This window comes from Azospirillum sp. INR13 (assembly GCF_015390205.1).
Lineage (GTDB): Bacteria > Pseudomonadota > Alphaproteobacteria > Azospirillales > Azospirillaceae > Azospirillum.
In genome coordinates, this window is record NZ_VUOI01000008.1 from 106,304 (window position 1) to 120,778 (window position 14,475).

The 14,475-nt window shown below is 69.0% G+C and carries 13 protein-coding genes; 11 read left to right on the plus strand and 2 right to left on the minus strand.

The window, feature by feature from the left end:
- Positions 1-52 precede the first annotated feature (52 nt).
- The 5 genes from F1643_RS09195 to egtB all read left to right on the plus strand — a co-directional run bounded on the left by F1643_RS09195 (position 53) and on the right by egtB (position 6,670).
- Positions 53-637 carry a hypothetical protein gene (locus F1643_RS09195; RefSeq protein ID WP_194912693.1) on the plus strand — a complete coding sequence of 195 codons (585 nt, stop codon included), beginning with the start codon at positions 53-55 and terminating at the stop codon, positions 635-637.
- 48 nt (positions 638-685) lie between these two features.
- A complete protein-coding gene (gene rnr / locus F1643_RS09200; RefSeq protein ID WP_194912694.1) occupies positions 686-2,842 on the plus strand; it encodes a ribonuclease R in 2,157 nt (718 codons plus the stop codon).
- A 346-nt stretch (positions 2,843-3,188) separates the two neighbouring features.
- Positions 3,189-4,769 carry a S41 family peptidase gene (locus tag F1643_RS09205; protein WP_194912695.1) on the plus strand — a complete coding sequence of 527 codons (1,581 nt, stop codon included), beginning with the start codon at positions 3,189-3,191 and terminating at the stop codon, positions 4,767-4,769.
- 160 nt (positions 4,770-4,929) lie between these two features.
- Entirely contained in the window at positions 4,930-5,097 is a 168-nt protein-coding gene (gene rpmG / locus F1643_RS09210; protein WP_012974790.1) for a 50S ribosomal protein L33, read from the plus strand.
- A gap of 223 nt (positions 5,098-5,320) precedes the next feature.
- Positions 5,321-6,670 carry an ergothioneine biosynthesis protein EgtB gene (gene egtB, locus F1643_RS09215; protein WP_194912697.1) on the plus strand — a complete coding sequence of 450 codons (1,350 nt, stop codon included), beginning with the start codon at positions 5,321-5,323 and terminating at the stop codon, positions 6,668-6,670.
- On the opposite strand, the gene F1643_RS09220 is transcribed toward egtB, so the two are convergent.
- Entirely contained in the window at positions 6,667-8,055 is a 1,389-nt protein-coding gene (locus tag F1643_RS09220; protein ID WP_194912699.1) for a PAS domain-containing protein, read from the minus strand. The two genes, egtB and F1643_RS09220, sit on opposite strands and share 4 nt — an antisense overlap.
- Before the next feature lie 70 nt (positions 8,056-8,125).
- Positions 8,126-8,302 carry a hypothetical protein gene (locus tag F1643_RS09225; protein WP_194912701.1) on the minus strand — a complete coding sequence of 59 codons (177 nt, stop codon included), beginning with the start codon at positions 8,300-8,302 and terminating at the stop codon, positions 8,126-8,128.
- 379 nt (positions 8,303-8,681) lie between these two features.
- Here F1643_RS09225 and F1643_RS09230 point away from each other — a divergent pair, with 379 nt between their 5' ends.
- The 6 genes from F1643_RS09230 to lgt all read left to right on the plus strand — a co-directional run bounded on the left by F1643_RS09230 (position 8,682) and on the right by lgt (position 14,473).
- A complete protein-coding gene (locus tag F1643_RS09230) occupies positions 8,682-9,131 on the plus strand; it encodes a hypothetical protein (RefSeq protein WP_194912703.1) in 450 nt (149 codons plus the stop codon).
- Positions 9,132-9,253: 122 nt separating this feature from the next.
- The gene (locus F1643_RS09235; RefSeq protein WP_194912705.1) at positions 9,254-9,649 is read left to right on the plus strand and encodes a CidA/LrgA family protein; all 396 of its coding nucleotides are present in this window, start codon (positions 9,254-9,256) and stop codon (positions 9,647-9,649) included.
- Complete coding sequence (locus tag F1643_RS09240) at positions 9,646-10,368, plus strand: LrgB family protein (RefSeq protein ID WP_194912707.1); 723 nt, start codon at positions 9,646-9,648, stop codon at positions 10,366-10,368. Before F1643_RS09235 ends, F1643_RS09240 begins: the two co-directional genes overlap by 4 nt.
- Before the next feature lie 395 nt (positions 10,369-10,763).
- Complete coding sequence (leuA, locus tag F1643_RS09245; RefSeq protein WP_194912709.1) at positions 10,764-12,467, plus strand: 2-isopropylmalate synthase; 1,704 nt, start codon at positions 10,764-10,766, stop codon at positions 12,465-12,467.
- A gap of 186 nt (positions 12,468-12,653) precedes the next feature.
- A complete protein-coding gene (gene rfaD, locus F1643_RS09250) occupies positions 12,654-13,640 on the plus strand; it encodes an ADP-glyceromanno-heptose 6-epimerase (protein WP_194912710.1) in 987 nt (328 codons plus the stop codon).
- A gap of 11 nt (positions 13,641-13,651) precedes the next feature.
- A complete protein-coding gene (gene lgt, locus F1643_RS09255) occupies positions 13,652-14,473 on the plus strand; it encodes a prolipoprotein diacylglyceryl transferase (protein WP_194912711.1) in 822 nt (273 codons plus the stop codon).
- Positions 14,474-14,475 lie beyond the last annotated feature (2 nt).

Here is a 14,475-nt window from a genome sequence, read left to right on the forward strand (position 1 = left end):
TAGGGTGGGGGTCCGCCCCCGCCCACCTCGAACAGCCCTACAGGACCACCCCATGCCCGCCCTCCGCCACGGACAGCGCCTGATCCTCGCCCTGGCGATGCTGGCCGCTCTCTCTGCCGGCGCTTCCCCCGTGGCCAAGGCGAACGACAGGCCCTTCCAGGAGTTCGACGAGACCTTCAAGGCCTGGAAGCTCTACTGTCAGCTCTGGACCGCCACCCGGCAGGTGGAATGCGAACTGACCGCCCGCGGCACCAACGATCGCACCGCGCGGCTGGTCTGGCTGCGCTCGACCGAGAAATGGCGCGAGGGGCTGCGCTTCCGCGTCTCCGCCGAATCGCTGGATCTCGACAAGCTGGTGCGGGTCTGGTCCGACCGGGCGGTGTTCAAGCCGGACTCCCCCTGCAAGCCCTACCGGTTCGAAACCAACACCTGTGCCGTGACCGATCCCGACATCAACCGCCGCATGGTGGAGCGGATCGCCCCGGCGCCGGAGGTCTCCATCGTCGGCCAGTCGCCGGCCGGCGAGAAGACGGAGGTGCGTTTCCCGCTCGCCGGCTTCCGCGAGGCGCTGGAACGCAGCGACACCATCCGCGCGATGGCAGGCAGGCCATGGGCAATCCGCCCCGATGCCGATTGATCCCTATATAGCCATCCCAGCGACAAGAACCGACGGACTCCCCGCCCCGTGACCGACAGCCATTTCCCCGGCAAGGACGCCATTCTCGCCTTCATCCGGTCCAGCACCACCCCCGTCGGCAAGCGCGAGATCGCCCGCGCTTTCAAGCTGTCCGGATCGGCCGACCGCGAAATGCTGAAGGACCTCCTGCGCGAACTGGAAGCGGACGGAGCGGTGGAGCGCGGGCGCAACAAGCGCATGGCCCCGCCGCAGTCCCTGCCCGCCGTCGCCGTGCTGCTGATCACCGGCGTCGATGCGGACGGCGAACTGTCGGCCCGCCCGCTGACCTGGACCGGCGAGGGCAACCCGCCGCGCATCTTCCTGCTGCCGGAAAAGAAATCGCGGGGCGAGGGAAAGCCGCTGGCGGTCGGCGACACGCTGCTGGCCAAGCTCGCCCGCATCAACGACCGCCTCTATGAGGCCCGCGTCATCCGCCGCATTGACGGCGAGCGCGAGGGCCGCATCCTCGGCGTCTACCGGCCGAGCGCCGATGGCGGACGCATCCTGCCGACCGACCGCCGCCACAAGAGCGAGTTCCTGGTGCTGCCGCCCAACCGCGGCGACGCCGAGGCGGGTGACCTCGTCTTCGCCGACCTCCTGCCGGCCGGGCGCGCCGGCCAGCCGCAGGCCCGCGTGGTGGAACGGCTTGGCTCCACCGACGAACCGCGCGCCTTCAGCCTGATCGCCATCCATGCCCACGGCATACCCACCGTCTTTCCGCATACGGCCCTGCGCGAGGCGGAGTTGGCGGCGGTGCCGGCGCTGATGCAGCGGGAGGATCTGCGCGACATCCCGCTGGTGACCATCGACGGCGCCGACGCCCGCGACTTCGATGATGCGGTGTGGGCGGAACCCGACAGCGCCCCGGAGAACACGGAAGGCTGGCACCTGATCGTCGCCATCGCCGACGTGTCCTATTACGTGCGTCCCGGATCGGCGCTCGACCGGGCTGCGTACGAGCGCGGCAACTCGGTGTACTTCCCCGACCGCGTCGTGCCGATGCTGCCGGAGGCGCTGTCGAACGGGCTGTGCTCGCTACGGCCGGGGGAGGACCGCGCCTGTCTGGCCTTCCACCTGTGGATCGACCGCAACGGTGTGCTGATCCGGCATCGGCTGGTCCGCGGGCTCATGCGGTCGGCGGCACGGCTGACCTATGAACAGGTGCAGAGCTGCCACGATGGCCGGCCGGACGAGGTGACGGCGCCGCTGGCCGAAAGCGTGATCGCCCCGCTGTTCGGCGCCTACGCCCGGCTCGCCGCCGCCCGTGCCAAGCGCGGCACGCTGGAACTCGACCTTCCGGAACGCCGCGTCCGCATCGACGAGCGCGGGCGGGTCGCGGAGATCGCGGTGCGCGAACGCCACGACAGCCACCGGCTGATCGAGGAATTCATGATCGCCGCCAACGTCGCGGCGGCGGAGGTGCTGGAACGGCGCACCATGCCCGGCCTCTACCGCATCCACGACCGTCCCTCCATGGACAAGATGGAGGCGCTGCGCGGCTTCCTCGCCGACATCGGCCATCCGCTGGGCAAGAGCGCCGACCTGACCCCCAGCCACTTCACCCGCATCCTGCGCAAGGTGGCGGGCACGTCGCACGCGCCGCTGGTCAGCGAGGTGATCCTGCGCGCCCAGGCGCAGGCCGCCTACAGCCCCGACAACATCGGCCATTTCGGGCTGGCCCTGCACCGCTACGCCCATTTCACCTCGCCGATCCGCCGCTATGCCGACCTGATCGTCCACCGGGCGCTGATCCGCACCCTGGGGCTGGGCGTCGGCGGGCTGGACGACGAGACGCTGGGCCGGCTGGCGGAGATCGGGGAGCATCTGTCGGGAACCGAACGCCGCGCCGCCGCCGCGGAGCGCGACGCGGTCGACCGCTACACCGCGGCCTTCCTGGCCGACCGGGTGGGGGAGCGCTTCGGCGGCCGCATCGCCGGCGTCAGCCGGTTCGGACTGTTCGTGCGGCTGGACGAGAGCGGCGCCGACGGGCTCATCCCCGCCAGCACCCTGCCCGACGACAGGTACGATCATGACGAGGCGGCGCACGCCCTGGTCGGGCAGCGTACGGGCCGGACATACCGTCTCAGCAGCCCGGTCAAGGTGATCCTGACGGAGGCCGATCCGGTCAGCGGCAGCATGCTCTTCCGGCTGGCCGACTCCGACTGACTTCCGGTCTCCCTCCGATACAGTTGCTTAACGGCAACGCTTAAGCAGTGTGGCGAACCGATGGCGGACTCGTGGCAATGCCAAGGGTTCTCTCCTGCCGCACCATACAAGCGTGACCTGGGCGACACAGGCCGGGACAATCCGCAACATTGCGAATCGCTCCGCAATTTTGTCCCGCACGCCATTCTGGCCGAAGGTGTATCTATCCCCCATCCGGGACCGGCACCATCCTCGTCCGGTCCGGCTGCAGGAAAGGGAGGCCGCGGTTCGCCCCATGGCCAATTGCGATCACAGCGCGTGCGATCACACCGTACCGTCACGCGTGTTGCCGTTTCGGATCCCCGCGATGTCGAGCTTGACGCGCCGCCTGCGCCGCTCCATCCGCCATTCCACCCTTCAGCTTTCAACCGTGGCGCTCCTCGCCTCCACCGCGGTTGCCGCACCCACCCAGTCCCTTCCGGCCAGCGCACCACCGTCCGTCAGCGAGCAGGTCTTCGCCATCGGCTTCGGCAAGATCGCCGAGGTGTATCTGGACGCCGTGTCCTTCAACCGCCTGGGCCTGGACGGGCTGAAGGGCCTGAGCGCCCTCGATCCCGCCGTGACGGTGGAGCGCGCCGGCAGCACCGTACGCCTGTACGTGTCGGGCACTCTGGCCGCGGAGTACGGGGCGGCGCCGGACGCCGACGCCGGCGGCTGGGCGGCGCTGACCACCCGCGTCATCGACCGCGCGCGCAGCCACTCCCCCGTCCTGTCCAAGGCGACGCCGGAACGGCTGTACCAGGTGGTGTTCGACGGCATCACCGCCGATCTCGACGGCTATTCCCGCTATACCGGCGTCCAGCGCGCAACCAACGAGCGGGCGCAGCGCGAAGGCTATGGCGGCGTCGGCATTTCGCTGGACAGCAACGCCAACGGCCGCGTGACCGTGCATGACATCATGCCGCACAGCCCGGCCGAACGCGCCGGCATCATCGACGGCGAACAGCTTCTGGCGATCGACGGCGACCTGACGACGCGGATGACCGCATCGGAGATGCGCGACCGGCTGCGTGGCCCGACGGGCACCCTGGTCACGCTGACCGTCGCGCGCGACAACGGTGCGCCGCGCCGCCTGCCGCTGCGGCGGGAGCGGGTGGTGCCCAACACCATCACCTATTCGCTGACCGGCGACGTCGGCATCGTCAAACTCGACCGTTTCAACGCCACCACCGCCTCCAGCCTGCGGACGGCGGTCAACACCCTCCGCCAGACCGCCGGTCCGACCCTGAACGGGATGGTGCTGGACCTGCGCGGCAATCCGGGCGGGCTGCTGGACCAGGCGGTCGCGGTGGCGGACCTTTTCATGCGCCGCGGCCGGATCATCTCCACCGAAGGGCGCAATCCGGAAAGCCGCCAGCGCTTCGACGCCAACCCCGACGACCTGCTGGACGGGTTGCCGCTGGTGGTGCTGGTCGACGGGCGCTCCGCCTCCTCGGCGGAGGTGGTGGCGTCGGCACTGCAGGACTCGGGCCGCGCTGTGGTGGTGGGTGCGTCCAGCTACGGCAAGGGCAGCGTCCAGACCGTCACCCGGCTGCCCAACGACGGCGAGCTGTTCCTGACCTGGAGCCGCATCTACACGCCGGCCGGCTACACCCTGCACCGCCAGGGCGTGCAACCCACCGTCTGCACCAGCCGGGCCGGCCAGACCGATCCGGACTCCCTGCTGTCCGACCTGCGCGAGGGGCGGCTGCGCCCGGCGCAGATCGCAAGCTGGCGGTCCAAGGCGGCCGACGACGAGCATGCGCTGAGCGCCCTGCGCGAAGCCTGCCCCTGGAAGGAGCATGAACCGGACCTGGACCTGAAGGTCGCCGTGCGGCTGCTGGCCGAGCCGGCGCTGTACCAGCGGGCGGTCGCCAGCGCCGTGGTCAACACGGTGGCGGAGCGCTGAGTCCCGCCAATGAGGCGACAGGACCTGTGGCAATCGAAGTCGGACACCGATTTCACCGCCCATAAGGCTTGACATTGCGGCGTCAGACGGTATTTTCCGCCGCTACGACGCCGCCCCCGCCGGGCCGGCGGGGCACGGATTTTTTGTCGGGATCGAGATCATGGCCAAGCAGAACACCGTCCTCATCAAGCTGGTGAGCACGGCTGACACCGGTTTCTTCTACGTGAAGAAGAAGAACCCGAAGAAGACCACCGAAAAGCTGTCGTTCCGCAAGTACGACCCGGTGGCGCGCAAGCACGTCGAGTTCAAGGAAGCCAAGATCAAGTAAGTCTTGTCCGACACTGAGCTGTGCTTCGAATGAACAAGGCCGCCTTTTTTGGCGGCCTTTTCGTTTTTGGGTCAGAGCTTCGCATTTTCCACCCCAGGGCTGGTGCGGCATCCGGTCGCTGCCGCTATTTGCGGTGACCGCCACACCACGGATGCGTGCATTCCAAATGGGGCACTTCGGGCGGACACTCTTCGGACGGTAACCGACTCCGGAGGGACCGATCATGCCCGACACGCATCTCATTCCCCCCGCCGGCCCGCCCACCGGCCCGCTTGCCGACTCCGGCGCGACCGTGCCGGACGGCGACCGGCGGCAGGCTCTCGCCACCCGCTTCCAGAAGGCGCGCTCCCGCACGGCGGAACTGGTCGCCACCCTGTCGCCGGAAGACCTGATGGTCCAGACCGTCCCCGACGGCGCCCCGGCGAAATGGCACCTCGCCCACACCAGCTGGCTGTTCGAGGTTGCGGTGCTGATCCCCTTCAGCCCAGGCTACCGCCCCTTCGACCCCGTCTTCCTCGACCTGTTCGCGGCGAGCGGCGAGCGATCCGCCGCTCCGCCCCGCGTGCTCTCCCGTCCCGGCGCCGCGGAGATCATGCGCCACCGCGATCAGATCAACGCCGCGGTGCTGCACCTGATCGAGCAGGTCGACGACGGTCTGTGGGACACGGTCGAACCGGCGCTGGTCATGGCCATCGCCCACGAACGCCGCCACCAGGAGCGCATGCTCCTGCACATCAAGCACGCCCTGTGGTCCAACCCGCTGCGCCCAGCCTATGAGCCGGCACCGGACCATCCGCATCTTGGGGCACCGCCCGCCGGCTGGGTGGAACAGGCCGGTAGGCTGGTCGAGATCGGCCGCCCCGCCCCGCTGCCCGGATTCGACCATGAAGGGCCGCGCCACCGCGTCTGGCTGGATCCCTATCGCTTGGCCGCCCGCCCGGTCACCTGTGGCGAGTTCCTGGCCTTCATCGAGGCCGGCGGCTACAGCGACCGCTCGCTCTGGCTGTCCGACGGGTGGGAGACTGCGCGGGCGGAGGGCTGGAGCGCCCCTCTCTATTGGGAGCGCGGCAGCGGCGAGCAGAGCGGCGATCGGAACGGCGTTTCCGGCTGGCGGGTCTTCACGCTCTACGGCATGCAGCCGCTCGACCCGGACGAGCCGGTCTGCCATGTCAGCTGGTACGAGGCCGACGCTTATGCCCGCTGGGCCGGCAAGCGCCTTCCGCGTGAAGCCGAATGGGAGACGGTCGCCGCCGGTTGCGACAGCATGGGCAATCTGCTGGGCACCGGCCATCGCCACCCGCGCTGCGGCACCTGTCACGGCACCGGCCCCTGGCAGATGTGCGGCGACGTGTGGGAATGGACCGCCGACGCCTTCGCCACCTATCCGGGCTACCGCCGGCCCGATGGCCCGGACGAGGCGGTCAACGGCCGGCTTGCCGGCAACCGCATGGTCCTGCGCGGCGGCAGCTGCCTGACTCCCTTCGATCATGCCGGCCCCTGGACGCGGCACTACCTGCGGCCGGAGACCCGCCTGTCGATGAGCGGCTTCCGGCTGGCGGAGGATGCGGTCTAGGAGATTTGGCCGGACGCCCGCGCCGCGCCCGCCGCCACGCCTCCGGCCACCAGTGCGCGCGCCTGCCCCTGGGTCAGCACGCCGCGTTCGGTCAGGCGGGTGAACAGCGCGGCGGCCAGTTCGGCCACGGCCAGCGCCTCTCCTTGAGGGCCGTTGCGCGGGTGGCCGGAAAGGCCGAAGGCGACGGCGAGCCGGTCGGGGCGCGCGCCGGCCAGCGCCGGGTCCAGCGCCGCCGCAAGCACGCCGAGGTCCAGGCCCTGCGGCAGGGCGGGATCGGCGACGCCCGCCAGCGCGGCCGACCGCGCCAGGGCGGCGAGCGCCTGGTCGATGCCGATGCCGACGGCGATGCAGTTGTGCAGCGCATCCTGGATCGCCGGCCAGACCGCGGCGAAGGGGCGTTCACCCGCCACCATGGCGGTGCCGATGCCGTGACGGGCAGTCGCCTCCTCCGGCACCGGATCGATGGGGTCGATCAGAAGGGCGAGCGACACGGTCGGGAAGATGCGCGATCCCGCCAGCCGCACCGTACCGACCGCGATGACCGGACCGCCGTCCGGCTCCACCCCCGCCGTCGCCACCCACAGCGCGACGAACGGCAATGCGGCCAGCGGTTCGTCGTCACCCAGGGGGGCGGCTGGCTGGGCCGGTCGAAGGGTGAGCGCTCGCTTGGCCGTCAACCCGGCGCCGTTGGCCATGCCGCGGGCGGGAAAGGACAGGATCACTCCGGAATTCAGGCCGAGATCGACGAGCCTTGCGGACAGTTCGCCCTCCTCCGTCCGGCGCAGCACCGCGGAGACGGGCGCCCCGCCGCCGCGTGCCCGTTCGATGGCGCGGGTCAGATCGTCGCGCAGCAGGGCCTTGCCGATGTCGGCGCCCTCCTCCACCTCCAACAGCCGGGCGGCGGCGGGATTGAGCCGCTCCACCCGCCCCAGTTCGTCGATGATCAGCAACGGGTCGTCGGTCAGGGCGAGAGCTGCGCGAACTGCCCGGTCCATGCGACCGCCGCCCAGCGGCCCGTGCCCCAATGGGCCATCCGCCAACGGTCCATCGCCTGCCAGTTGACCGCCGCCCCGGACCAACCCCGCGGCGGCCTCAGCCAGGCGCCCGACCTCGCCGCCGCGTCCGCCCGACCAGGGCTCCAGGTCGATGCGGCTGCGCCCGCCGGACAGGCGGTCCGCCAGACGCTCCAGATCGCCGAAATGGCGGGACAGGCGGGAGAAGGCGAACCAAACCGCCAGCAGGCCGATCCCGCAGATCGTCAGGCCGCGTGTGAAGGCGGTCCGGTCCTCCGCCGCCAGCCGCGTGATCTCCACGCCCAGAAAGACCAGCGTGGCCGCCGCCACCGCCAGTCCCAGCATCGCCACGCGCCAAACGCCGCCCTTCATCGGGCCGCCTCCCCCTCGTTGTGCCCCGACTCTAGCGGGCGGAAGGGAAACGGAGAAGCGACGCGCGTGTTCAGCGCGCCAGCAGCGCAGTCCGTGCGCCGTCCACCCGCTCCATCAGGCCGGCCAGCGCCCCCCTGACCTCGCCCGATAGACCAATCATCAGCAGCGCCACCACCGCCACGGCCAACGCATGGTCGAGGAAGGATCGATTCGCTTGATTGCGGAAGAACGGACGGATCGGCGGCATCGCAGGCTGGCTCCGGCAAGGCAGGAAAATGTGGATTTGACGCACAGCGCCAGCCTACCGGCGGAAAAGCCCAACGAATGCTTAACGGCGCGGGAACCAGACGGCTTGTCCTGGTTTTGACACCAGCGAATCGCGGTTCGCAGGCGATTTTCAAAGTCGAGGTGACGCTTTCCGTTTCGCACCGGTCGAGTTACCCTTTGTTGCTGTTCGCGCAATCTCGGATTACCGCCTTTGCGTAAAATACATAGCAACTCCCAACCGATCTTTTGCTATCGCTCTGTTGCATTTCCTGGTTTGCCTGCTTGCCGGATGATGCTAAGAGTAGGTCATCCAGCGACAACACTCCTTTCCGCATAGGCAATTCCTTGGGAGGCCGGCAATGACTTTGGTCTATCGTCCCCTGCCCTATGGCGGGCACGAAGACCGGCGGACAGGTCGTCACCTGCTGTTGGTGGTGGCTCTGATCCTTGCCATTCCGACCGTGCTCGGTGCCGGCTGCACCGTCGACGCCCTGCGCAGCTATGCGGTGGAGGCGCGGCTGGCTCAGGCGGTCGACGCCGCGGCCCTGGCCGGCGGGCGGGTGATGTTCGACTCACAGCGAGACGGACACATCCGCAGCTTCTTCGACAAGGCCTTCCCCAGGGGGTTCCTGGGATCGGACCTGTCGCCCCTGACCATCGCGGAGGACGCGGCGGCCGGCACCCTCACCGTCAGCGCCCACGCCACCGTCAACGCCATCTTCCTGCGCCTGTTCGGCAAGAAGGAAGTGACGGTTGAGGCGCAATCCATCGTCCGCCGCGGCCACCACGCGCGCAGCAAGCTGCAGTAAGCACCCTCCGAACCCGCACCACCACATTGCCGATTCGCGACGCTCGCATTCGCGGAATGCAGCCCGCCGGCTTCGCCACTGCGGTAGAAGGACGGACAGCGCCCCTTCCACCGGAGTCCGCGATGCTCGGAACCCTGACGCTTCTGCTGCTCTGCCAATTGGCGGGCGAACTGGCCGCCCGCCTGCTGCACCTGCCGGTCCCCGGCCCCGTGCTGGGCATGCTCCTGCTGTTCGCCGGGCTTCTGCTGCGCGGCGGGGTTCCCGCGGCTGTGCAGGAAACGGCCGGCGGCCTGCTGCGGCACCTGTCCCTGCTGTTCGTGCCGGCCGGCGTCGGCGTGATGGTCCATGTCACCCGCCTGGAGACGGAAGCACTGCCGATCATCATTGCGCTGTTCGGCAGCACGCTGTTCGGCATCGCGGTGACGGCGAAGCTGATGGCCTTCCTGCTGAGCCGCACCGACCCGCGGCTGGAGGAAGAACCGGTGGCCGGAAACCCAACGAAGGGGGACCGGGCATGAGCGACGACCTTCACCGGATCTGGGTCTATCTGTCGGCGAACCCGCTGGCCGGGCTGACCCTGACCCTGGTCGCCTACCAGTGCGGGCTGTGGCTGTTCGAGAAGCTGGGCCGGCGCCCGGTGCTGAACCCGGTGCTGATCGCGGTCGTCCTGATCGCCGGCGTGCTGAGCCTGTCGGGCATCGATTACCGCACCTATTTCGACGGCGCGCAGTTCGTCCATTTCCTGCTGGGACCGGCCACGGTGGCGCTGGCCGTTCCGCTCTACAACCAGTTCCAGGAGGTCCGCCGCGCGGCCCTGGCGCTGGTGGTGGCGCTGCTGGTGGGGTCGGCGGCGTCGGCGCTGAGCGCGGTGGCGCTGGTCTGGGCCTTCGGCGGATCGGCAGTGACGATCCTGTCGATGGCGCCCAAATCCGTCACCTCCCCCATCGCCATGGGCGTGTCGGAGCAGATCGGCGGCCTGCCGTCGCTGACGGCTGTGTTCGTCATCATCACCGGCATCGTGGCGGCCAGCCTCGGCACCTGGGTGCTGAACCTGGTGCGGGTGAAGGACTGGCGCGCCCGCGGATTCGGCATGGGCGTGGCGGCGCACGGCATCGGCACCGCCCGCGCCCTGCAGGTCAACGAGATGGCGGGCGCCTTCGCCGGGCTGGGCATGGGGCTGAACGGGCTGGCGACGGCGCTGCTGCTGCCGACCCTGTATCACCTGATCTGGGGCTGAGCGGGGCTATGGTTTGCGTATCCCGCAGTTTGCTTTCCGCCAATCCGGGCTTGACAGCGTTGCCGCACCTGCGCAGAGTGCGGCCTATGACCTGCATCGACCGCAAGAACGCTCTTCTTCGACTTCTCGGCCCGGCGCTTTAAGCGTCCGGGTTTGTCGCGTTCGCACACCATTTCAATCGGTCGAAGTGTCAGTTCCATGAGCGATGTCTGCAAAGGCGCCGGCACCGGCGTCGCCCGGCCGGGGCCGGGACTGCGACTTACCGACGGTCGCTGAGCCACGTCCGGCGGCTCTGCGGCCGTACCCCTCGCCGGTCCCTCCGCCTTTCAAATTCCGATCCGCCGCCCCGGCCGCACGAGACTGCCGCGGGGCCGCCACTGGAGCCGAACGACGCCATGAGCACCGCGACCCAAACGAACGCTGGCATCCCGACCCTGCCGAAGTCCCCGTCCAAATACGCCCCCTTCCCCCAGGTGAAGCTGACCGACCGCCAATGGCCGTCGCGCACCCTGGAGAAGGCGCCGATGTGGTGCTCGGTCGATCTGCGCGACGGCAACCAGGCGCTGATCGAGCCGATGGGGCCGGACCGCAAGCGCGCGATGTACGATCTGCTGCTGCGCATGGGCTTCAAGGAGATCGAGGTCGGCTTCCCCGCCGCGTCGCAGACCGATTTCGACTTCTGCCGCGAGGTGATCGAGCAGGGCAAGATCCCCGACGGCGTCACCATCCAGGTGCTGACCCAGTCGCGTGAAGAACTGATCCGCCGCACCTTCGAAGGTATCAAGGGCGCCAAGCGCGCCGTCGTCCACCTGTACAACTCGACCTCGGAACTGCAGCGCCGCGTCGTATTCGGGCTGGACCGCCAGGGCATCGTCGACATCGCCGTCGCCGGCACCAAGCTGATCAAGCAGCTGGCCGCCGAGACGCCGGAGACCGAGATCGTCCTGCAATATTCGCCGGAGAGCTTCACCGGCACCGAGCTGGACTTCGCGGTCGAGATCTGCGAGGCGGTGATGGAGACCTGGGGGGCGTCGCCCACCAACAAGGTCATCCTGAACCTGCCGGCAACGGTCGAGATGTCGATGCCCAACGTGCATGCCGACCAGATCGAGTGGTTCTGCCGCACCCTGAAGAACCGCGAGTCGGCGATCATCTCCCTGCACCCGCACAACGACCGCGGCACCGGCGTCGCCGCGGCGGAGATGGGGCTGCTGGCCGGCGCCGACCGCGTCGAAGGCACCCTGTTCGGCAACGGCGAACGCACCGGCAACGTCGACGTCGTCACGCTGGCGCTGAACATGTTCACCCAGGGCGTCGATCCCGAACTGAACATCGACGACATCAACGAGATCGTCCGCATTTCCGAATACTGCACGCAGCTGCCGGTCCATCCGCGCCATCCCTATGCGGGCGAACTGGTGTTCACCGCCTTCTCGGGATCGCACCAGGACGCCATCAACAAGGGGCTGAAGGCGCTGACCAAGTCCAACACCGGCAAGTGGGAGGTCCCGTACCTGCCCATCGACCCGCAGGATCTGGGCCGCAGCTATGAGGCGGTGATCCGCATCAACAGCCAGTCCGGCAAGGGCGGCATCGCCTATGTGCTGGAGAAGGACTATGGCCTGCAGATCCCGCGCCGCCTGCAGATCGAGTTCTCCAAGGTCGTCCAGCGCGTCGCCGACGAGAGCGGCAAGGAGCTGTCGCCCGCCGATATCCACGCCGCATTCCAGGCCGAATATCTGGACGCCGACAGCCCGCTGGAGCTGGTCGAGCATTCGACCGAGCCGCGCGGCCCGAACTCCGGCGCCCGCGCCATGAGCGTGGTGATGCGCCACAACGGCGAGACCATCACCGCCAAGGGCAAGGGCAACGGCCCGATCGACGCCTTCCTGGACGCCCTGCGCCAGGGCTGCGGCACCGACCTGCACGTCGTCGACTACCGCGAGCACGCCATCGGCTCCGGCGAGGACGCCCAGGCCTGCGCCTATGTCGAGGTGAAGACCGGCGACAAGACCCTGTTCGGCGTGGGAATCGACGCCGACATCGTGACCGCAAGCTTGCGGGCGCTGGTGAGCGCGGCCAACCGGGCGGCGCGGTAAGGGGTAGGCTTCGATACCCCCACCCTGACCCTCCCCCGCTCTCAGCGGACCTATGGTCCGCTGAGAGCGGGGGAGGGTCAGGGTGGGGGCATTCACCGCCAGCCCCGTACGCCCCCAACCTTGCCCCCACGCCCCTCCCCGCCTATAAGTCCCCACGAAACGCGTCGAGCAACAGCGGACAGCGCTATGATCGTGGTCACCGGCGGGGCCGGCTTCATCGGGTCCAACCTTGTCGCGGCATTGGCCGCGCGCGGCATCACCGACGTGGCGGTCGTCGACCGCTTCCGCGACGGCGAGAAGTGGCAGAACCTCGCCAAGCGCGAGGTCACGACGCTGGTGCCGCCCGAGCAGACGCTCGCCTTCCTCGACCAGCATGCCGCCGAGATCGACACGGTCTTCCATCTCGGCGCCGTCTCCGCCACCACCGAGCGGGACGTCGACAAGATCGTCGCCAACAATGTGGCACTGACGCTGGACCTGTGGCGCTGGTGCTCCTGGCGTGGTTGCCGGCTGATCTACGCCTCCTCCGCCGCGACCTATGGCGACGGGTCGGCGGGTTTCGACGACGACGGCTCCTGCGACGGGCTGGCGCGGCTGCGCCCGCTGAACGCCTATGGCTGGTCCAAGCATCTGGTCGACCGCCGCATCGCCCGCGCCGTCGCCACCGGCGACCTCCTGCCGCCGCAATGGGCCGGGCTGAAGTTCTTCAACGTCTACGGCCCCAACGAGGCCCACAAGGGCGACATGATGAGCGTGGTCGCCAAGCTGCATCCGCAGCTGACGGCCGGCAATCCGGCGCGCCTGTTCAAGTCGCACAAGGACGGCTTCGAGGACGGCGGCCAGCTGCGCGACTTCATCCATGTCGACGATTGCGTCGCGGTGATGCAGTGGCTGTACGACCATCCCGAGGTCAGCGGTCTGTTCAACGTCGGCACCGGCAAGGCGCGCAGCTTCAAGGATCTGGCGCTGGCGACCTTCGCCGCCTTGGGGCTGCCCCCCCGGATTGAGTACTTCGACATGCCCGAGCATCTGCGCGGCAAATACCAATATTTCACGCAGGCGACGACGGATCGCCTGCGCGCCGCCGGGTTCGACCAGCCCTTCACCGAGCTGGAAGAGGGTGTCCGGCGCTATGTGCAGGATTTCCTGTCGCAGCCCGACCCGTATCGCTGACCGGAGTTCCTATGCTCGCCACCCTGCCTGTCGTCGCCTTTCCCACCATCGACCCGGTCGCCTTTTCCGTCGGCCCCGTCGTCGTCCGCTGGTACGCGCTGGCCTATCTCGCCGGTTTCGTGCTGGGCTGGCGCTACTGCCTGGGGCTGGCGCGGCTCGATCCCGACCGGCGGCCCAAGCCGGAGGAGTTCGACGACTTCCTGACCTGGGCGGTGATCGGCACCATCCTGGGCGGGCGGCTGGGCTATGTGCTGTTCTACAACCTGCCCTATTATCTGGAAAACCCGCTGGACGCGCTGCAGGTGTGGCACGGGGGCATGTCCTTCCATGGCGGCATGGTCGGCGTGCTGATGGCCATCGGGCTGTTCTGCTGGCGCCGCGGCATCTCGCCCTTCGTCTTCGGCGACATCATCGCCGCCTGTGCCCCCATCGGCCTTTTCTTCGGCCGCATCGCCAACTTCATCAATGGCGAGCTCTATGGCCGGGCGGCTCCCGATTTCGCCTATGCCATGGTGTTCCCGCGCGATCCGCTCCAGGTGCCGCGCCACCCCAGCCAGCTTTACGAGGCGGCGCTGGAGGGGCTGGTGCTGTTCGTGCTGCTGGCGATCGCCATCCGCAGCCCGGCGCTGCGCCACCGGCCCGGCACGATCGGCGGGCTGTTCCTGATCGGCTACGGCCTGTCGCGCATCATCGTCGAGTTCTTCCGCGAGCCCGACCCGCAGCTGGGCTTCCTGTTCGCCGGCGCCACGATGGGACAGCTGCTGTCGCTGCCGATGGTCGCGGTCGGCCTGTGGCTGGTCCTGCGCGGCCGGCGCCACGCCATCCCGGCCTGACG

Coding starts and splice junctions, on each gene's coding strand:
- F1643_RS09205 (WP_194912695.1), top strand. CDS start 3,189: ATGTCGAGCTTGACGCGCCGCCTGCGCCGCTCCATCCGCCATTCCACC.
- rfaD (WP_194912710.1), top strand. CDS start 12,654: ATGATCGTGGTCACCGGCGGGGCCGGCTTCATCGGGTCCAACCTTGTC.
- leuA (WP_194912709.1), top strand. CDS start 10,764: ATGAGCACCGCGACCCAAACGAACGCTGGCATCCCGACCCTGCCGAAG.
- lgt (WP_194912711.1), top strand. CDS start 13,652: ATGCTCGCCACCCTGCCTGTCGTCGCCTTTCCCACCATCGACCCGGTC.
- F1643_RS09235 (WP_194912705.1), top strand. CDS start 9,254: ATGCTCGGAACCCTGACGCTTCTGCTGCTCTGCCAATTGGCGGGCGAA.
- F1643_RS09225 (WP_194912701.1), bottom strand. CDS start 8,302: ATGCCGCCGATCCGTCCGTTCTTCCGCAATCAAGCGAATCGATCCTTC.
- F1643_RS09230 (WP_194912703.1), top strand. CDS start 8,682: ATGACTTTGGTCTATCGTCCCCTGCCCTATGGCGGGCACGAAGACCGG.
- F1643_RS09240 (WP_194912707.1), top strand. CDS start 9,646: ATGAGCGACGACCTTCACCGGATCTGGGTCTATCTGTCGGCGAACCCG.
- egtB (WP_194912697.1), top strand. CDS start 5,321: ATGCCCGACACGCATCTCATTCCCCCCGCCGGCCCGCCCACCGGCCCG.
- rpmG (WP_012974790.1), top strand. CDS start 4,930: ATGGCCAAGCAGAACACCGTCCTCATCAAGCTGGTGAGCACGGCTGAC.
- F1643_RS09220 (WP_194912699.1), bottom strand. CDS start 8,055: ATGAAGGGCGGCGTTTGGCGCGTGGCGATGCTGGGACTGGCGGTGGCG.
- F1643_RS09195 (WP_194912693.1), top strand. CDS start 53: ATGCCCGCCCTCCGCCACGGACAGCGCCTGATCCTCGCCCTGGCGATG.